This is a genomic window from Pseudohongiella sp. SYSU M77423 (assembly GCF_029911965.1).
GTDB lineage: Bacteria > Pseudomonadota > Gammaproteobacteria > Pseudomonadales > Pseudohongiellaceae > Pseudohongiella.
This window is the reverse complement of the sequence record NZ_JARYTH010000006.1, coordinates 168,808-186,199: the sequence shown is the minus strand read 5'-3', so window position 1 is coordinate 186,199 and position 17,392 is coordinate 168,808. Positions and strand designations below refer to the sequence as shown.

19 protein-coding genes are annotated in these 17,392 nt (G+C 55.9%); 9 read left to right on the top strand and 10 right to left on the bottom strand.

The annotated features are described in order from the left end of the window. Positions 1-5 precede the first annotated feature (5 nt). The 6 genes from tolQ to QGM61_RS13825 all read right to left on the bottom strand — a co-directional run bounded on the left by tolQ (position 6) and on the right by QGM61_RS13825 (position 5,289). A complete protein-coding gene (gene tolQ / locus QGM61_RS13850; protein ID WP_317622196.1) occupies positions 6-686 on the bottom strand; it encodes a protein TolQ in 681 nt (226 codons plus the stop codon). A 154-nt stretch (positions 687-840) separates the two neighbouring features. Then, positions 841-1,851: a Holliday junction branch migration DNA helicase RuvB gene (gene ruvB / locus QGM61_RS13845; RefSeq protein WP_237134480.1), complete on the bottom strand. Its 1,011-nt coding sequence runs from the start codon at positions 1,849-1,851 to the stop codon at positions 841-843. A gap of 54 nt (positions 1,852-1,905) precedes the next feature. Continuing rightward, complete coding sequence (ruvA, locus tag QGM61_RS13840) at positions 1,906-2,520, bottom strand: Holliday junction branch migration protein RuvA (RefSeq protein WP_237134481.1); 615 nt, start codon at positions 2,518-2,520, stop codon at positions 1,906-1,908. 130 nt (positions 2,521-2,650) lie between these two features. Continuing rightward, positions 2,651-3,169 carry a crossover junction endodeoxyribonuclease RuvC gene (ruvC, locus tag QGM61_RS13835; protein WP_237134482.1) on the bottom strand — a complete coding sequence of 173 codons (519 nt, stop codon included), beginning with the start codon at positions 3,167-3,169 and terminating at the stop codon, positions 2,651-2,653. Continuing rightward, entirely contained in the window at positions 3,169-4,950 is a 1,782-nt protein-coding gene (gene aspS / locus QGM61_RS13830) for an aspartate--tRNA ligase (RefSeq protein ID WP_237134483.1), read from the bottom strand. Before aspS ends, ruvC begins: the two co-directional genes overlap by 1 nt. 87 nt (positions 4,951-5,037) lie before the next feature. Next, the gene (locus QGM61_RS13825; protein ID WP_281133311.1) at positions 5,038-5,289 is read right to left on the bottom strand and encodes an FmdB family zinc ribbon protein; all 252 of its coding nucleotides are present in this window, start codon (positions 5,287-5,289) and stop codon (positions 5,038-5,040) included. A 283-nt stretch (positions 5,290-5,572) separates the two neighbouring features. Here QGM61_RS13825 and QGM61_RS13820 point away from each other — a divergent pair, with 283 nt between their 5' ends. From QGM61_RS13820 to QGM61_RS13795, 6 genes are all read left to right on the top strand, one after another. Then, positions 5,573-5,965 (top strand): HU family DNA-binding protein, encoded by a 393-nt coding sequence (locus QGM61_RS13820; protein WP_281133310.1) that lies wholly within the window; start codon positions 5,573-5,575, stop codon positions 5,963-5,965. A 112-nt stretch (positions 5,966-6,077) separates the two neighbouring features. Beyond that, the gene (locus QGM61_RS13815) at positions 6,078-7,817 is read left to right on the top strand and encodes a proline--tRNA ligase (RefSeq protein ID WP_281133309.1); all 1,740 of its coding nucleotides are present in this window, start codon (positions 6,078-6,080) and stop codon (positions 7,815-7,817) included. A gap of 35 nt (positions 7,818-7,852) precedes the next feature. After that, complete coding sequence (locus QGM61_RS13810; RefSeq protein WP_281133308.1) at positions 7,853-9,256, top strand: YihY/virulence factor BrkB family protein; 1,404 nt, start codon at positions 7,853-7,855, stop codon at positions 9,254-9,256. After that, a complete protein-coding gene (gene arsC / locus QGM61_RS13805) occupies positions 9,253-9,618 on the top strand; it encodes an arsenate reductase (glutaredoxin) (RefSeq protein ID WP_281133307.1) in 366 nt (121 codons plus the stop codon). The genes QGM61_RS13810 and arsC overlap by 4 nt, the downstream gene beginning before the upstream one ends. A 17-nt stretch (positions 9,619-9,635) precedes the next feature. Beyond that, entirely contained in the window at positions 9,636-10,241 is a 606-nt protein-coding gene (gene wrbA, locus QGM61_RS13800) for an NAD(P)H:quinone oxidoreductase (protein ID WP_281133306.1), read from the top strand. 17 nt (positions 10,242-10,258) lie between these two features. Continuing rightward, positions 10,259-10,651, top strand: a complete 393-nt coding sequence (locus QGM61_RS13795) for a DUF2069 domain-containing protein (protein ID WP_281133305.1) — start codon at positions 10,259-10,261, stop codon at positions 10,649-10,651. A 15-nt stretch (positions 10,652-10,666) separates the two neighbouring features. Here the strand turns inward: QGM61_RS13795 and hda are convergent, their stop codons facing one another. Together hda and QGM61_RS13785 are read right to left on the bottom strand one after the other, a co-directional pair. Next, positions 10,667-11,455, bottom strand: coding sequence for a DnaA regulatory inactivator Hda (hda, locus tag QGM61_RS13790; protein WP_281133304.1), 789 nt, complete (start codon positions 11,453-11,455; stop codon positions 10,667-10,669). 5 nt (positions 11,456-11,460) lie between these two features. Continuing rightward, positions 11,461-12,564, bottom strand: coding sequence for a DUF2066 domain-containing protein (locus QGM61_RS13785; RefSeq protein WP_281133303.1), 1,104 nt, complete (start codon positions 12,562-12,564; stop codon positions 11,461-11,463). A gap of 157 nt (positions 12,565-12,721) precedes the next feature. On the opposite strand from QGM61_RS13785, the gene purM reads away from it, so the two are divergent. The 3 genes from purM to QGM61_RS13770 are packed head-to-tail and all read left to right on the top strand — an operon-like array spanning position 12,722 to position 15,287. Next, positions 12,722-13,795 (top strand): phosphoribosylformylglycinamidine cyclo-ligase, encoded by a 1,074-nt coding sequence (gene purM / locus QGM61_RS13780; protein WP_281133302.1) that lies wholly within the window; start codon positions 12,722-12,724, stop codon positions 13,793-13,795. Beyond that, positions 13,792-14,448: a phosphoribosylglycinamide formyltransferase gene (gene purN, locus QGM61_RS13775; protein ID WP_281133301.1), complete on the top strand. Its 657-nt coding sequence runs from the start codon at positions 13,792-13,794 to the stop codon at positions 14,446-14,448. The genes purM and purN overlap by 4 nt, the downstream gene beginning before the upstream one ends. 32 nt (positions 14,449-14,480) lie before the next feature. Continuing rightward, on the top strand, positions 14,481-15,287 hold the full coding sequence (locus QGM61_RS13770; RefSeq protein ID WP_281133300.1) for a DUF3108 domain-containing protein: 807 nt from the start codon (positions 14,481-14,483) through the stop codon (positions 15,285-15,287). A gap of 52 nt (positions 15,288-15,339) precedes the next feature. On the opposite strand, the gene QGM61_RS13765 is transcribed toward QGM61_RS13770, so the two are convergent. Beyond that, the gene (locus QGM61_RS13765) at positions 15,340-16,806 is read right to left on the bottom strand and encodes a sigma-54 dependent transcriptional regulator (RefSeq protein ID WP_281133299.1); all 1,467 of its coding nucleotides are present in this window, start codon (positions 16,804-16,806) and stop codon (positions 15,340-15,342) included. A gap of 163 nt (positions 16,807-16,969) precedes the next feature. Then, on the bottom strand, positions 16,970-17,371 hold the full coding sequence (fliS, locus tag QGM61_RS13760) for a flagellar export chaperone FliS (protein ID WP_237134497.1): 402 nt from the start codon (positions 17,369-17,371) through the stop codon (positions 16,970-16,972). Positions 17,372-17,392 lie beyond the last annotated feature (21 nt).

Here is a 17,392-nt window from a genome sequence, read left to right as displayed (position 1 = left end):
ACGAATTATTTGCTGACGCTGACGACTTGCCGATGCAGAATACCGGCGAATTCTTCAGTGAATGTGATGTAGTTGCCGGCGATGGCATCCACCCGCGCAGAGTAACGGTTGTAGGCCACCACTGCCGGGATCGCTGCGAACAGACCCATCGCGGTCGCGATCAGGGCTTCGGCAATACCGGGAGCTACCACCTGGAGTGTCGCCTGGCTCTGCTGTGCCAGACCGATAAACGAATTCATGATACCAATAACGGTACCGAACAGACCGATATAGGGCGTTACTGAACCTACTGTGGCCAGAAACGGCAGATGTTTTTCCAGCTTTTCCTCTTCACGCGAATAGGCTACGCGCATGGCACGCTGGGAACCGGCCATGATGCCTTCCGAGCTGACGCCACCCTGCTGTCGCAGGCGCATGAACTCCTTGAAGCCGGCACGGAAGATATTCTCCATGCCACCGGTGGGATTGTTCTCTTTTTGCTGACTGCTGCCGTCACGATAAAGCTGGCTCAGATCCATGCCGGACCAGAAGCGCTTTTCAAAACTCCACATACTTTGTTCGGCGTTATTGAGGACCAGATAACGCTGTATGATCATCACCCAGGAAATGATTGAGGCGAGCAGCAATGTGAGCATGACCAGCTTCACCGTCAAGGTGGCATCCAGGATCAGGCTCCAGACATTCATTGTTTCGTGCACCAGTAGCTCTCCGAGCAGGTTTTACAGATGTAAAACGCGCGTATTATAAAGTAAGTTCTCAAGTTCTTATACAGCCCCCGATGTCATAAGGCTGATAAAATATGGCTAAATTGTGGCTTGCGAGCCGTTCCTCGTTTCTTTGCTAACGTTCTTCCGGCACAGGTATTCCAAACTGCAGGTAAGCATGAGGTGTAACCATGCGTCCGCGGGCCGTTCGCATCATGTATCCCTGCTGAATAAGATAGGGCTCAAGCACATCCTCAATGGTGTCCCGCTCCTCGCTGATGGCTGCTGCCAGACTGTCAACGCCGACCGGTCCACCACCAAACTTTTCGATCATGGTGAGGAGCAGGCGGCGATCCATGTGATCAAATCCATTGTCGTCAATACTGAGCATATCCAGCGCCTGACCGGCAATCTCGCGGCTTATCTCGCCAGCATGTTTGACATCACTGAAGTCGCGCACGCGCCTTAACAGGCGATTGGCAATTCTCGGCGTGCCGCGGGAGCGCCGGGCGATTTCATAGGCGCCCTCCCGGTCGATGACACAACCCAGGATTCGTGCCGAGCGGCTGACAATTTCACTGAGCTGTTCGTGGTTATAGAATTCCAGGCGCTGGATAATGCCAAAGCGATCCCGCAGCGGCGAGGTCAGCAGGCCGGCGCGCGTTGTGGCACCGACCAGGGTGAACGGGGGCAGCTCCAGCTTGATGGAGCGGGCCGCCGGCCCCTCTCCAATCATGATATCAAGCTGATAGTCTTCCATCGCCGGATACAGTATCTCCTCGATGGCCGGACTCAGCCGGTGAATCTCATCGATGAACAGCACATCGCCCTGCTCCAGGTTGGTCAGCAGCGCTGCCAGGTCACCTGCCTTTTCAAGCACAGGGCCAGATGTCGTTTTTATGGACACATTCAGTTCATTGGCAATGATATTGGCGAGGGTCGTCTTGCCCAGACCGGGCGGGCCAAAAATGAGCGTGTGGTCGAGCGGTTCGTTGCGGTTACGGGCAGCGCTGATGAATATCTCCATTTGCTGCTTGACGTCCGTCTGGCCGATATAGTCGGTCAAAGCCAGTGGCCTGATGGCACGATCAACCGATTGTTCCTGTGGCGCCAGGTCGGGTGAGATCAAACGGTCATTATCCATCATTGCGTGCGCTTGTCCTGTCAGTAATCAATCGTCTGTTAATTCAGTGGCCAGTTTCTAGAGCATCGCACGCAGCGCCAATCTGATGATCTCTTCACTCCGCTCAGCAGCCGGATTGTCCTTGAGCGCCCGGACGACCATTCTCGCCGCCTCGGCCGGTTTGTAACCCAGTGCTATCAATGCGGTTTCCGCTTCTTCGCTGACCGAGGCGCTGTCATCCTGCAGCGAAGCCTGCAGAGACTCGGTCGCACCGGCCCCGTCATCCTGCCACCCGCCAAGACGGTCGCGCATATCGAGAACCAGTCGCTCAGCTGTTTTTTTACCGATACCGGGCACCCGGGTCAAGGCAGTGACGTCATTATTGTGAATCAGTCGTACAAAGTCACTGACAGACACCCCTGACAGAATGGCCAGTGCGACTTTGGGACCTACGCCATTAACCTTGATCAGCGCACGAAACAACTCACGCTCACGCCCTTCAGCGAATCCATACAGCTGATGGGCATCTTCGCGCACGACCAGATGCGTGTGCAGAATGACGCCCTGCCCGGGGGCTGGCAACTGATAGAACGTACTCATCGGCGCCAGCACCTCGTAACCAACGCCACCAACATCAATCAATAAATCGGGAGCTTTTTTCTCGATAAGTGTTCCAGCAATGCGACCAATCACGTTTTACGTCCTGTTTGCGGTATTTGGGTAATGTCTGCGCCGATAAAGAAGTCAGCGGTTTGGCGGGGTAATCTTCACGCTTAGTCAGACTGCGATCCTGTCACAGCAGCACTATGCCATGCTATTGCTGCTACTGGAACCTGCGCCTGCTGAAAGATTTTGCCGCTCCAACGCGAATCATACTACTGCGCGTGTTGGCGTGACAGATGGCAATTGCGAGCGCATCGGCCGCATCGGCCTGCAGACGTCCCTGCAGGCCCAGCAGCACTTTGATCATGTGTTGAACCTGGGTCTTGTCGGCGGCGCCGGAACCGGTTACCGACTGTTTGACGGTACGCGCAGGATATTCCGCCACGGGCAGATCAAACTGCAGGCAGGCCACCATGGCGGCACCGCGTGCCTGCCCCAGCTTCAGTGCAGAGCCTGCACTTTTACCCATGAACACTTCTTCGATGGCGCACTCCTGTGGGGAGTACATCTCAACCACTTCGGTAATGCCACGAAAAATTTCTCGCAGACGATCAGGATGGTCACCGGGCGTCGGGCGCACACAGCCACATGCCACGTAACGCAGGCGATTGCCCACTGACTCAATAACACCGAAACCGGTGACTCTTGAGCCAGGGTCAATCCCCAGGATCAGCGTCATCAGTCGGTGCTTGCAGTGCCCGGCTGCTCACGCAGTCGGATATTCAGCTCGCGCAATTGTTTTGCTGCGACCGGCCCAGGCGCATCGGTCAGCGGACAGGCGGCCGACTGTGTTTTCGGGAAGGCGATGACTTCACGAATCGAGCTGGCACCCGTCATCAACATGATCAGACGATCCAGGCCGAAGGCCAGACCGCCGTGCGGAGGACAGCCCGAGGACAGCGCGTTGAGCAGGAAGCCAAATTTTTCCTGGGCCTCCTCTTCACCGATACCCAGCAGATCGAATACGGCCTGCTGCATCTGCGGCTGGTTGATACGAATGGAGCCACCACCCAGTTCGGTACCATTCAGCACCATGTCATAGGCGCGCGACAGCGCCTTGTCCGGGCTGTCACGCAGCGCCTCCGGTGTACATGACGGGGCGGTAAACGGATGGTGCAGCGAGTTGAGATTGCCTTCCTTGTCGCGTTCGAACATTGGGAAGTCGACGACCCAAAGCGGTGCCCAGCCCGGTTTGACCTGACCCAGGTCGGCGGCCACTTTCAGGCGCAACGCGCCAATTGCCTCATTAACAATACCGGCTTTGTCTGCGCCGAAGAAAATGATGTCGCCACTGGCTACCTGCAGGCGGTCAAGCACCTGCTTCACCACATCTTCAGGCATGAATTTGATGATAGGTGACTGCAGGCCTTCAATGCCAGCATCCAGGTCGTTGACCTTGATCCAGGCCAGACCCTTCGCGCCATAAATACCGACAAACCTGGTGTAGTCGTCGATTTCCTTGCGGCTGAGGGAGGCACCACCGGGGACGCGCAGAGCCACGACACGGCTGTCAGGATCATTGGCCGGGCCAGCGAACACTTTGAAGTCAACGCCCTGCATCAGATCAGCAATGTCAGTGAATTCCAGATCGATACGCAGATCAGGCTTGTCGGATCCAAAGCGACGCATCGCTTCACCCCAGGTCATGCGGGGGAATTCGCCCAGGTCCACATCCAGATGACGCTGGAATATCTGGCGAATCATGTTTTCAGCCACGGCCATGATGCCGGCTTCATCCATAAAGGATGTCTCGATATCGATCTGGGTGAATTCCGGCTGTCGGTCAGCACGCAGATCTTCGTCGCGGAAACATTTGGCGATCTGGTAGTAGCGATCCATGCCCGCCACCATCAGAATCTGTTTGAACAGCTGCGGCGATTGCGGCAATGCGAAAAATTCGCCCGGATGTGTGCGGCTGGGTACCAGATAGTCGCGCGCGCCCTCAGGGGTGGCGCGTGTCAGAATCGGGGTTTCGATATCCAGGAAACCATTGTCGTCCAGATAGTTGCGGATAGAGTTACAGACCTTGGAGCGGAAGCGCAGTCGGTCAATCATTTCCGGGCGACGTAGATCGATGTAGCGGTGCCGCAGTCGAACGTCTTCGCTGACGGAAGCATGTTCATCAAGCTGGAAGGCCGGTGTACGGGCCACACTCAGAATTTCCAGCTCATGAGCCAGCACTTCGATCGCACCGCTGGGCAGATCAGGATTGACAGTGCCTTCCGGACGGGCCCGTACCAGGCCCTTGACGCGAACAACAAACTCATTGCGCAGTGTTTCAGCCTGCGCAAAGGTGTCGGCTCGATCGGGATCGAACACGACCTGACACAGTCCATCGCGGTCGCGGAGGTCCACGAAAATAACGCCCCCGTGATCACGGCGACGGTGGACCCATCCACAAAGACTGACGGTCTCGTCAATCCGGGCTTCATTCAATTGTCCGCAATAATGACTGCGCATATTCAATCCTGTTGTCTTACTCTAATGTGGCTGTGACTCATTAATCTGCTCGGCCCCGGCGCCACCGGGGCTTCTGCTACAGGTAGATCAGGCCGCGGGTGTTTTCGCGTCTCCCCCACCACTGCCGGAGGATTCCTGGGTACCATGCTTGCGCTTACCGGTTTTGAAGTCGGTCTCGTACCAGCCTTTGCCCTTCAAACGAAAGCTGGCAGCAGTCACCTGCTTGCTCAGCGCCGGCTGATGACAGGCGGGACAATCGGTCAGCGGCGCATCGCTCATTCGCTGAATTGCCTCCATTTGGTGGCCGCAGGCTTTACACTGATAATCATAAATCGGCATAAACGGTTAAACCTCACTACACCAGAAAAAAATAGACCGTGACAAAAGCAGATCAATAAAAGGGCGCTGATTATAACCGCTTTATACTATTTCATCACCTGCAGCCAGGATTTTTTGTGGTAAATCAAACCAGGCACATGAACCCTTGGCAGCGCAGGATGTCAATACTTGCGAGAGCGCGACCAATCCTTTATAAATAGTGGCTTGTAAGCCGTTTCAGATTATCTGGGCAATCACCGCAAGACGGTTCAAATTCATTGACATAAACAAGAAGGGAAACAGCATGGCAGCGACCCGATCCACAAACAAGAAACCGGCGGCAGCCAAAGCAGCCAGCAAGCCCGCCAAAAAAACCACAGCAATCAGCGAAAAATACACCAAAACAGCCATTCTGGCTGAAATTGCCCAGAATACTGATCTGAGCAAAAAGCAGGTGGATGCAGTGCTGAATGAGCTGGGCGATCTGATTGAGCGACATATCAAGAAGCGTGGTTGCGGGGAATTCACTCTGCCCGGCCTGCTGAAGATCAAGGCAGTCAAGAAGCCAGCACAACCAGCTCGCAAGAACGTGCCGAACCCGTTCCGTCCGGGCGAGTTCATGGACATTCCGAAGAAGCCGGCCAGCACTCGCGTTAAAGTGCTGCCGCTGAAAAAACTCAAAGAGTTCGCTCAGTAAGTACTGTACTGACCTGACTGTTGCCTCAAGACAGACTCAGTGCCCGCGACGCCATCGGGTGTCGCGGGCATTTTCATCGATACCCGACCACTGCCTGATTACTGGAAGTTCCATGCGCACCAGCCGATACCTGATTGCAACCCTCAGAGAAACCCCTGCCGACGCCGAAGTCATCAGCCACCAGTTGATGCTGCGCGCCGGCATGATACGCAAGCTGGCCAGCGGCATGTATACATGGCTGCCAATGGGATTGCGGGTATTGCAGAAAGTCACTCGCATTGTGCGCGAGGAAATGGACCGGTCCGGTGCCATGGAAGTATCCATGCCGGTCGTGCAGTCGGCCGAACTGTGGCAGGAGTCTGGTCGCTGGGAGCAGATGGGCCCTGAGCTGCTGCGGTTTGTCGACCGTCACAACCGTGATTTCTGTCTGGGGCCGACCCATGAAGAAGTCATCACGGACCTGATTCGCAACGAGTTCAACAGCTACAAACAACTGCCAGCCAATTTCTACCAGATCCAGATGAAGTTCCGCGACGAGCGACGCCCACGTTTTGGTGTCATGCGAGCCCGCGAGTTTCTGATGAAGGATGCATATTCCTTCCATATCGATGAGGCATCTCTGGCAGAGACCTACGAAGTGATGTACCAGACTTACAGCAGTATTTTCACTCGGCTGGGCCTGGACTTTCGTGCCGTACTGGCAGACACAGGCAACATCGGCGGCAGCACCTCACACGAGTTCCACGTGCTGGCAGATTCCGGCGAAGATGACATTGTGTTCAGCTCCAGCGGCGAATATGCGGCCAACATCGAGCTGGCAGACGGCACCATACCCGACCTGAATTACGCCAGTGACAGGACACCAGCCGAGAAGTCTGAGATTGTTGATACAGGCACAGCGCACACGATTGAAGACGTCGCAGCAATGCTGAAGGTAGAAGCTCGTCAGCTGATCAAGACCCTGATCGTCAAGGCCGAGGTATCAGACAGTAACCCTCAAGGGCTGATGGCATTGGTACTGCGCGGTGATCAGTCACTCAATGACATCAAGGCTGAAAAAGTGGAAGGAATTCAGCTGCCGCTGACATTTGCATCGGATGAAGAGGTAGAGCTGGCTGTGGGATGCCAGCCAGGCTGCCTTGGCCCGATCAAACTGCCCTTCCCGGTAATTGCTGATCGCAGTGCGGCGGCCCTGCGAAACTTCATCTGTGGCGCCAACCAGAATGGCAAACACCTGCGTGATGCCAATTGGAAGACAGACTGTCAGTACACAGCTGTGGCCGACATCCGCAAGGTGCAGGAAGGCGATATCAGCCCCGACGGCAATGGCACACTCTCCATCAAACGCGGCATCGAAGTCGGTCACATCTTCCAGCTGGGCACCAAATACAGCCGGGCAATGAATGCCGCGGTGCTGGACGAGAATGGCAAGTCGGTGCTGATGACCATGGGCTGTTATGGTATTGGTGTCAGCCGAATCGTCGCTTCCGCGATAGAGCAGAATCATGATGACAATGGCATCATCTGGCCAGACGCCATTGCGCCGTTCCAGATCGCCATTATCCCGCTCAATGCTCATAAATCGCAGCCGGTGGTCGACGTCAGTGAGCAGTTGATGAAGGAACTCGAGGCCGCGGGCTACGAGGTACTGCTTGATGACCGCGACAAAAAGACCAGCCCGGGCGTCAAGTTCGCCGACATGGAGCTGATGGGCATACCCCATCGCCTGGTGGTTTCCGATCGTGGCCTTGAAGCCGGCCAGATAGAATACAAGTCTAGACGCGCCAGCGACCCGGAACTCGTGCCACGTGACTCAATTATTGAGTATCTGAGCACCCGTATCGCACGCTGAGCTCGATCAGTCAGGCAACACAGACAGGAGAAGTCATGCAGGTTCGATCACTGGACGACCTGAAGCAGTATCTTGATGATGTGTTGTGGCAGGATGATCCGGCCGCCAATTCCTCATGGCGTGGCTACGCCATGCGTGCCATGCGTATCGGCTACGCTGTGATTCGGGATATCGCCGAGGGTCACTTGTCCCTGCGCGCCATGAGCCTGGTTTACTACACGGTTATTGCCATGGTCCCGTTGCTGGCATTGACCTTCGCAGTGCTCAAGGGTCTGGGCGTGCATAACGCCATGGAGCCCATGCTGCTCGGCATTCTGCAACCGTTTCTGGGTGACTACGGCCAGCAGATAACCAGCAATGTTGTAAGCTTTGTCGACAACGTTCGTGTCGATGTGCTCAGCTTTGTCAGTCTTGGCGTACTGTTGTACACGGTGCTCACCATGATGCAGCGCATCGAACTGGCCTTTAATGACATCTGGGCTGTTTCGCAGGCACGCAGCCTCGCCAGTCGCGTCAGCGAATATCTGTTTGCAGTCATTGTCGCACCACTGCTGATACTGCTGTCGGTGGGCATTGCCTCCTACGTAAATACCAACCTGTTCATGCGCCTGCTCGAAGGGCTGGCGTTTGGTGCCCTGATCCTGCAGGCGCTTGGCGCAGTCATGCCGCTGGTGTTCATGTCGCTGGCTTTCGCGCTGGCCTTCAGTTTTATTCCCAACACGCGGGTCCAGTTCAGCTCGGCACTGACTGGCGGCATTGTGACCACGCTGGCCTGGAAAACCATGGGCTGGGTGTTCCAGAACTTCATCACCGAATACTCAGCCAATGCAATCATCTACGCGGCATTTTTTGCTGTCATTCTGTTGATGCTGTTTATTTATCTGGGCTGGTTGATGCTGCTGATTGGCTCATCGGTCGCCTTTTATCACCAGCATCCGTCCAAAGCACGTACTGGTCGCAAACCCCTGCACCTGAGCCTGCAGGCACAGGAAGAACTGAACCTGACGGTTGCCTACCTGATCATCAAGCGCTTCCAGCAAAATGAACCGCCGTGGACGCTTGACGAACTGCTGTCCTACACACAACTGGGCGCGCCGGTACTGGAATCGAGCCTGGCAACGCTGGCAGCTATCGACTTCATTCGCTGCACCGATCAGAATCCTCCCCGATATCTGCCTTCTCACAGCGTTGATTCGACACGCATCGCTGACCTGCGACTACAGTTGCGCACCTGGTCGCGCGACCAGCTGAACACGCGCAGTGTGGTTGCCGAACAGATACAGATACGACGCTTTCTTGAGTCCGTGGAGCATGAAGGGAATCGCCACTGTGGAGGTCAGACGTTTACCGAGCTGATGCAGGAACAACATCAACGTCCGCGGCTGTCACAGCATTCACAGACAAGCCCAACAGAAACCGAATCAGAAGAGAAACCATGAGCCAGTATTTTATTTATCACAACCCGCGATGCTCAAAATCGCGCCAGACTCTGGCCCTGCTCCAGGAGAATCAGATAGAAACGGAACAGATCCTGTATCTGGAAAATCCTCCCACTGTCGACACGCTCTCAGATCTGTGTGAAGCGCTCGGTATCACGCCGAGCCAGCTGCTTCGAAAAGGTGAAACTGAATACCGCGAACTTTCGCTGGGCAATGAAACGCTTGGCGATACGGAGGTGCTGAAAGCCATGCAGCAGCATCCACGCCTGATCGAACGGCCCATCGTGGTCCGACGTGACGGCAAAAAAGTCCGCGCGGTGCTTGGACGACCGCCCGAGAATGTCATTGACCTGATCAAGTAACAGAGACTGCACTGACAATGAGCAATTCGATCCCCTATGTGCTGGTGCTGTATTACAGCCGCTCCGGTGCCACCGAAAAAATGGCTGCCCTGATCGCGCGCGGAGTCGAGCAGGCGGGCGATGTCGAGGCACGCCTGCGCACCGTGCCGTCAGTCTCTCCGGATCACAAAGCGTCGCAGCCGGCGGTGCCGCCCCAGGGTGCGGTATACTGCACAGAGGATGACCTGCGCAATTGTGCTGGACTGGCGCTGGGCAGTCCGACTCGATTCGGCAACATGGCAGCAGCCATGAAATACTTTCTCGATGGCACCGGCGCACTTTGGGCCACGGGTGCACTGATCAATAAACCAGCGGCGCTGTTCACGTCCACGTCCAGCCTGCACGGCGGACAGGAAAGCACCCTGCTGAGCATGATGCTGCCGTTGTTACATCACGGCATGGTGATCTGCGGACTGCCTTACAGCGAGCCGGCGTTGATGCGCACCAGCAGTGGCGGCACACCTTACGGCGCAAGCCACCTGGCCGGACCAGACAGCGATCTGCCGCTTAGCGATGACGAAACCAGACTATGTCTGGCGCTGGGCAAGCGACTGGGCGAACTGGCACTTCAACTGTCAGAATAATTCTGGAGAGAACAACTATGACTGACACCTGGCAACCTGTGCCGGCAATCGTCAAGCGAACCCGCATGGCAGCCATGGCCAGCTATTTTGGCCTGATCGGGCTTTTTACCGGCGATGCGCTGGTCAGCATGTTCCAGGGCGCGCCCTGGTATGTCGCCCTGATTCTGTGGCTGGTGCGTGTTGCGCCGCTGTTTATTTTTCTGCCGGGACTGCGCCGCAACCACTTGCGCACCTATGCCTGGCTGAGCTTTGCAATCATGCTTTATTTCATGCATGCGGTGAATGTCGCGTTTATCCCCGCCGACCGATTGTATGGCCTGCTTTACAGTCTGCTGTGCGTGTCAGTTTTCTGCACGTTGGTGCTGTACATTCGCGCTGCGCGCAAACACCTGGGCATGACGCTGCAGTGACTGGCTGAAGCGGCCTTACCAGCCCATCAGAGATTTCAATAGCGGTATGGTCACCCGGCGGCCGGTTTCAAGCGAATGTCTGTCCAGCGCCTGCAGCACACCAAACAGCGCAGCCATGCTGCGCTGATTTCGCCTGACCAGAAATTCGGCAACATCATCACCCAGATTGAATCCACGCAATTTTGCGCGCATCTGCAAAGCTGCCACTTTATCGGTGTCTTCCAGTACCGGAAGCTGAAATACGGCTGCTGACTGTAGCCGCGAATGCAGATCCGGCAAGGAAACCTGCACGTGCTGCGGACTGTTATCTGCTGCGACCAGCAGAGCACCGCCGTTATGTGCAAGGCGATTGTAGAGGTGAAACAGCGCTTCATCCCACGCCGGCTTTCCAACAACCTGTTGCAGATGATCCAGACACAGAATGTCCTGAAACTCCAGGCCGTCGAGAATATCAGGATGCAGGTCGCTCAGGCTCAGATCCAGGTAAAACGCGGATAGCGCATGCTGGTCCGAAACGGTTTCTTCACTGCTGGCTGCGTGACAGACTGCCTGGAGGAGATGACTGCAGCCCGCACCCTCACTGCCCCATAACCAGCAAAAATCTTTGACTCGTGTGCTGCCGGAAGGCGCACGCCCGGACTGACGCCAGCGCAGGATATTTGCTTGCAGGTAATCGCGTACGCGCGCCGCTGTGGACTCGGCGTCAGGTACAAAGAAGTTATCCAGCCTGGCATCGTCGTCCATGCCGACGCGCAGCGAGAGTTGCCGTGGCGTTGCCGCCTGTGAACGTTGCGGGTCAGTCATGCGGTTTATCTGGTCCAACGAAAGCGTAAGGTTCCAGACACCTGATCGCCGGGATTGAAATTCACCGGCTGCAGGTCCCGACCCAGGCTGATGAACTCACTGAGCATCTGTTGGCCGCCAACGACATGCAGCGAAAGCTCGACACTATCCGGCCGCAGCACTCTTACCTGTACGTCCTGAACCACCGACAGCGAGCGCAGATACTGAACAAGTTGCGTGTGGCTGTTGAGATCAGTAATTTCATCCACCCGGATATTCACGTCACTCTCTCTGGCAAACGCACTTGGCAGCAGTCCAAAATGGCTGGCCAGCTGAGCAGTAACACGGTCCAGCGGCAGGTCCATGTAGTCGCCCTCTTCCGTGGCCAGGTGGTCGAAAATGTCTTCGGTATCACGAAACAGAAATTTCCACAGCCCGACCAGCTGACCATCACCGACCTCAAGCACTCGGGCGGCCAGAACACTGTCAGCCGCGTAACGATCTCCAAGTGCCTGCAGTGCCGAACTGTCCAGCGACCAGGCCTGGGCTGGCGAGATCAGCTGGCGATCGGTCAGGTCAAGAATCGGATAAAGCACCGGGACTGCGCGTTGCTCGGCAAACATGCGCGACTGGTCAAGCAGCGGATGCTCTGTGCTCGACCCAAGCATCCGGCGCCTGCCGTCCGGGCCCTGCACAGTAATCAGAACCAGAATCGATGGCCGGTTATTGTCCCAGACCGGAATATTCTCTCTATTCAGCAGACCATTGAGCATCGACTGATCGATGTCCACCTGAATGAATGCAGCGCCGGCTGCTGCGCGATAACTGACTTCGGAGATGTAGTCGCCTGCGCGCGCAATCGCGGACTGAATGGCTGGCTGCTGCAGCCAGCGGCGCTCACCAGTGACTTTGACAATAACGTCGGTCAGCGCCTCCCGATAGGCCCGCTGCCGCTCGGCCTCACTTTGGTTTTCAACCTCTATCTGGCGCTGGTATAGACCACTGACTGGCAGGCTCCAGGCCTGTGTGCTCCACAATGCCAGTAACAGCACGCCCACCCATGTCGCGACATAGGGGGACGGGCACTGAAGAATACGCATTTCAGATAATGAATCGAGGGCATTTTTCATGGCGCAATCATAACCGATCGCCCCGGCGTTTGACATAATCGACTGACGAAGTGTTTACCAGCTGTTAAAATGCGCAGCTATCCGGCAGGCAACCGATGATTGCCGCCATTTTCGGTCACTATCTCTACCCTAGAGCAAGGACATTGCGACGCTTATCATGAACACAAAGACACCCAGCTCAGACTCCCAACACACTGGCCTCAGCTACAAGGATGCCGGTGTCGACATTGATGCCGGCGATGCTCTGGTTGAGAAAATCAAATCCGTCACCCAGTCTACCCGTCGTCCGGAGGTGCTTTCCGGTCTGGGCGGTTTTGGCGCATTGTGCGAGCTGCCCGAGGGTTATCGCAAGCCAGTGCTGGTGTCTGCCACTGATGGTGTCGGTACCAAACTCAAGCTGGCGATCGACATGGGCAAACACGATACCATCGGCATCGACCTGGTTGCCATGTGCGTCAATGACCTGATTGTCTGTGGTGCCGAGCCGCTGTTTTTCCTCGATTACTACGCGACAGGCGGCCTGAATGTGGAAATCGCTGCGCAGGTCGTGGCAGGCATTGGCGAGGGCTGCCGCCAGTCCAACTGCTCACTGATTGGTGGAGAAACGGCAGAAATGCCCGGCATGTATCAGAAAGGTGACTATGACCTGGCTGGTTTTGCCGTCGGTGTTGTGGAAAAAGATGAAATCATCACCAATGAGCAGGTAGCCGTTGGTGACTGCCTGATCGGTATCGCTTCATCTGGCCCGCACTCCAATGGCTACTCATTGATTCGCAAAGTCCTGGAAGTCAGCGGCGCAAAACTGGATGACCCGTTTGCCGACAGCACCCTGGGCGAAGTCCTGCTGACCCCCACGGAAATCTATGTTAAAGCCATGCAGGCGCTGCAGCAGAAAGTGTCCGTACATGGCATGGCACACATCACTGGCGGTGGCATCCTGGAAAATCTGCCACGCGTCATGCCTGACTACACCGAAGCGCATATCGACACTGATAGCTGGCAGCGTCCGGCCATCTTTGACTGGCTGCAGAAGGAAGGCAATATCGCGTCTCGCGAAATGTTGCGCACCTTCAACTGCGGTATTGGCATGATTGTCTGCGTGCCAGCGGAGCAGGCGGATACCGCTGTAGAGCTGCTGAACACAATGACGCGCGGTGCAACCATCATCGGCAAAATCACAAAGGCCGAGGCAGAAAAACCCGCAGTTATCGCCAGCGGCCAATATGCATGAGCCAGCAGCACAACTCTGAACAGGTCTGCCGCGTCGTTGTCCTGATATCAGGCAATGGCAGCAATCTGCAGGCCTTGATCGATCAGCAATTAGAACACGGTTACCGGATTGCTGGCGTCATCAGCAATCGGGCCGATGCTTACGGCCTGCAGCGCGCAGCCGATGCCGGCCTCGCATCGCATGTTATTGATCACAAACAGTTTGACAGCCGCGAAGCCTTTGACCAGGAGATGATCAGGGTCATCGACGCGATGGACATCAATCTTGTTGTTCTTGCCGGTTTCATGCGAATTCTCAGTTCAGCCTTTGTTCAGCATTATCAAGGCAGACTACTGAATATTCACCCGTCGCTACTGCCAGCCTATAAAGGCACGCAGACGCATCAGCGTGTATTGGAGGCAGGCGATCGGGAACATGGCGTCAGTGTCCATTTTGTAACCGAGGAACTGGATGGCGGACCTGTCGTGCGACAGGCAGTCATCGCGGTCGACGCTCAGGATACCGTCGAGACGCTGAAGCAGCGCATCGCCGAGCAGGAGCACCGTATTTATCCTGAGGTTGTTGGCTGGTATGCAAGTGGACGCCTGACAATGACAGATTCCTGCGCCACACTGGATGGCAACACGCTGCCGCCACAGGGAGTTCGTCAGTAATTCGACCCAATTAGTCTGAGGGAGCTAGATCTATGCGATTCGACGGCCCGGAACAACATCTGTCCCCAGCACATCTCAAGGCTGGCGGCGTCAAATGGTGCTTGCGTTTATCGGCCATCCTGTCAGGCCTGTTGCTGACATCTTCGCTGGCCCTGGCCCAGGCGCCGTTGCCCGCGCCGACACCCTACACCGCCGAATACCGGGCCCGCTCCATGGGTCTTAGCACGGATGCCTACCGGGAGCTCAGACAGCTTGAGAACGGCAATTACAACCTGCGCCACGGGCTGGATCTGTCTGTGCTTGGTGCAACTCTGATCAGCGTTGAAGAAAGCACATTGTTCGAATGGTCAGATCAGGGCGCCGTGCCGCTGGCTTATGGTTACCAGCAGGGCGGCATCCGCGACCGCGACGAAAGCATCAGCTTCGATTGGGCGGCAGGATCTGCCGAACTGCGCCGCGATGAAAATCGCCAGCAGCTGAGTCTGCCGCCCGGCATTCAGGATAATCTTAGCGTGACCGCACAAATGAGTGCCGAGCTGCAGCGCCTGGCTGAAAACGATGGCATCGAATCCGCGCTGGGCACATCATTGCATTTCACCATGATCGACAGCCGTGAGATCGACCAGCACGAATATGCCCTGTTATCTCTGGAAACCATGACAACACCGGTGGGAGATCTGCAGACCCTGAAACTGGAACGGGTGCGTGAACCCGACAGTGATCGAAGCACTGTTCTTTGGCTGGCTGTTGATTATGAGTTTGCCCTGGCCAGGCTGGAGCAGGTTGAGGATGGTACGCGAACTGAGCTGGCCCTGACATCAATTACCATGGATCCCTGAACCCTTGTGGCTGCCCGAAAGGGCGGCCTCAGTCAGGCAGAGTTACCGGGTGTCAGCGTTGCAGGTCATATTTGCGCATTTTTTCGACCAGGGTCGTGCGCCGGATATTCAGTCTGTCTGCTGCACGTGCAACCACCCCGCCACTATCATCAAGTGCCTGCTCTATCAGGCTGCGCTCAAGATTGTTCAGGTACTCTTTCAGGTCCATGCCGTTAAGCGGCAACAGATGCGTATCGGCGCCGTTGATGCTGGGGATCGCCGCAATTTCTTCTGACACCGCCTCCGCAACTGAGATTTTGTGCTCGTCGGACAGCGCCGCTTCCTCAGCCAGCACCTCATCCATCAGTTGACTGTCACGGAACTGGTGAGGCAGATCATGAACGCCAACTACACCATGCGGGTGCAATATCGCCATGCGCTCTACCAGGTTGGCAAGTTCACGCACATTGCCCGGCCAGGCATAGGAAGACAGCACCTTGATGGCAGCCGAATTAAAACGGACCGAGCCTCGCTTGCTGTTCTCCAGGCGCGAGATAAGTTCATTTAACAGATAGGGGATGTCGGCGGAACGTTCGCGCAGCGAGGGCATTTCGATCGGGAATACATTCAGACGATAAAACAGATCCTGGCGGAACGTCCCCTCACTGATCATCGTTTCAAGATTACGATGGGTGGCCGCCAGAATGCGCACGTCAGTCTGCATGGTCTTGGTGCCACCGACACGCTCGAAACACTGCTCCTGGATAACGCGCAACAGCTTGACCTGCATCGGCAAGGGCATATCGCCAATTTCATCAAGGAACAGGGTGCCGCCCTGAGCCAGTTCAAACCGGCCAACCCGTGTCGAAATTGCGCCGGTAAATGCCCCTTTTTCATGACCAAACAATTCACTTTCCAGGAGATCAGGCGGGATGGCACCACAGTTGATCGGCACAAAAGGCTTGCTGGAACGCCGGGAATTGGCATGCAGATTCCTGGCAACAACCTCTTTACCAGTACCCGATTCGCCGGTGATCAGGACCGTGACCTCTGTGTTGGCCACCTGCGACATGATCTGCCGAATTCGTTGCACAGCCGGACTGCTGCCTACCAGGCTGCGGAACATGTTGTAGTCGCGTACGTTGCCTATCTCGCGCAGTCGATTGTAGTGGTCGCCGTAAACCTGAGCCTTGTGGAGGGCGTCCAGCATGGGCTGGTAACTGAGGGGCATGGGTATGGTGGCGACGACCCGGTTTGACACCGATTCGGTCAGATCAGGCATGGTCTGGTCACCCAGCAGCACAATTGGCAAACCTTCATGCCAATCAATCAGCTCCTGAAGCAGTACCTCCATCAGGGTCGGCTTGTAATGCCCGACCAGCACCAGCTTCAGCGCTTCTGGTCTGACCTGCAACTGTTCTACCTGTTGGGTCCAGCCAGCCCGCTGCACGTGAACGGGCTGCTCACCCAGAAACTCCAGCACGATGCCCAGATCGTGGCCGAGTTTCTTGCTATCTTCTATTAACAATATTTGAGTCATGCGTGCACCGGCCCGGCTGCCGCAACCAAGAGCAAAAAGATCAGTACTCTTTGTACTTTGGCAAGGGCCTTGTAGATCATCTCATGTGTGGATTGCTCTCCCAGAGCAATTAGACACTGAGCGATTACTCGACGTCAAACATCATAACGGGTCGATTGGGGGATCAATATGCAGTTTTGCGAACTGGATCAATCTCTTCCCATGTTGTTTTGACATTTCGCATCAGGTCACTGACCTCATCGATGATGGAGATGTCGTTCTTGATGTTGGCTTCCAGCAGACGGCGCTGCATGTAGTCATAGAGTCTATCCATGTTTTCTGCAAACTCCGGCGCCTGGTTGCGGTCCAGACTGCCCTGCAAGCCGCCGATGATATTGATTGCCTTGCCCAGCTGGCCTCCCTTAAGGGCTGCATCATGCCGCTCAATCGCGCCACGGGCCTTGCCAAGCCGTTCCAGTGCACCGTTCATCAACATCAGAATCAGCTGATGGGGGCTGGCCCCCTCAACGGAGCCAACATTGTTGACGCGCTGGTACTGGGCGATTGCGCTATTGGGTGAATACATTATTCCATCCTCGTCGGGTCA

Bases quoted from the DNA above. Each gene is read 5' to 3' on its own strand.
- QGM61_RS13810 (WP_281133308.1), top strand. From the start codon at position 7,853: ATGCAGGTTCGATCACTGGACGACCTGAAGCAGTATCTTGATGATGTG.
- wrbA (WP_281133306.1), top strand. From the start codon at position 9,636: ATGAGCAATTCGATCCCCTATGTGCTGGTGCTGTATTACAGCCGCTCC.
- ruvC (WP_237134482.1), bottom strand. From the start codon at position 3,169: ATGACGCTGATCCTGGGGATTGACCCTGGCTCAAGAGTCACCGGTTTC.
- QGM61_RS13770 (WP_281133300.1), top strand. From the start codon at position 14,481: ATGCGATTCGACGGCCCGGAACAACATCTGTCCCCAGCACATCTCAAG.
- QGM61_RS13815 (WP_281133309.1), top strand. From the start codon at position 6,078: ATGCGCACCAGCCGATACCTGATTGCAACCCTCAGAGAAACCCCTGCC.
- arsC (WP_281133307.1), top strand. From the start codon at position 9,253: ATGAGCCAGTATTTTATTTATCACAACCCGCGATGCTCAAAATCGCGC.
- aspS (WP_237134483.1), bottom strand. From the start codon at position 4,950: ATGCGCAGTCATTATTGCGGACAATTGAATGAAGCCCGGATTGACGAG.
- QGM61_RS13795 (WP_281133305.1), top strand. From the start codon at position 10,259: ATGACTGACACCTGGCAACCTGTGCCGGCAATCGTCAAGCGAACCCGC.
- hda (WP_281133304.1), bottom strand. From the start codon at position 11,455: ATGACTGACCCGCAACGTTCACAGGCGGCAACGCCACGGCAACTCTCG.
- QGM61_RS13785 (WP_281133303.1), bottom strand. From the start codon at position 12,564: ATGAAAAATGCCCTCGATTCATTATCTGAAATGCGTATTCTTCAGTGC.
- fliS (WP_237134497.1), bottom strand. From the start codon at position 17,371: ATGTATTCACCCAATAGCGCAATCGCCCAGTACCAGCGCGTCAACAAT.
- QGM61_RS13825 (WP_281133311.1), bottom strand. From the start codon at position 5,289: ATGCCGATTTATGATTATCAGTGTAAAGCCTGCGGCCACCAAATGGAG.
- QGM61_RS13765 (WP_281133299.1), bottom strand. From the start codon at position 16,806: ATGACTCAAATATTGTTAATAGAAGATAGCAAGAAACTCGGCCACGAT.
- ruvB (WP_237134480.1), bottom strand. From the start codon at position 1,851: ATGATGGATAATGACCGTTTGATCTCACCCGACCTGGCGCCACAGGAA.
- QGM61_RS13820 (WP_281133310.1), top strand. From the start codon at position 5,573: ATGGCAGCGACCCGATCCACAAACAAGAAACCGGCGGCAGCCAAAGCA.
- tolQ (WP_317622196.1), bottom strand. From the start codon at position 686: ATGAATGTCTGGAGCCTGATCCTGGATGCCACCTTGACGGTGAAGCTG.
- purN (WP_281133301.1), top strand. From the start codon at position 13,792: ATGAGCCAGCAGCACAACTCTGAACAGGTCTGCCGCGTCGTTGTCCTG.
- purM (WP_281133302.1), top strand. From the start codon at position 12,722: ATGAACACAAAGACACCCAGCTCAGACTCCCAACACACTGGCCTCAGC.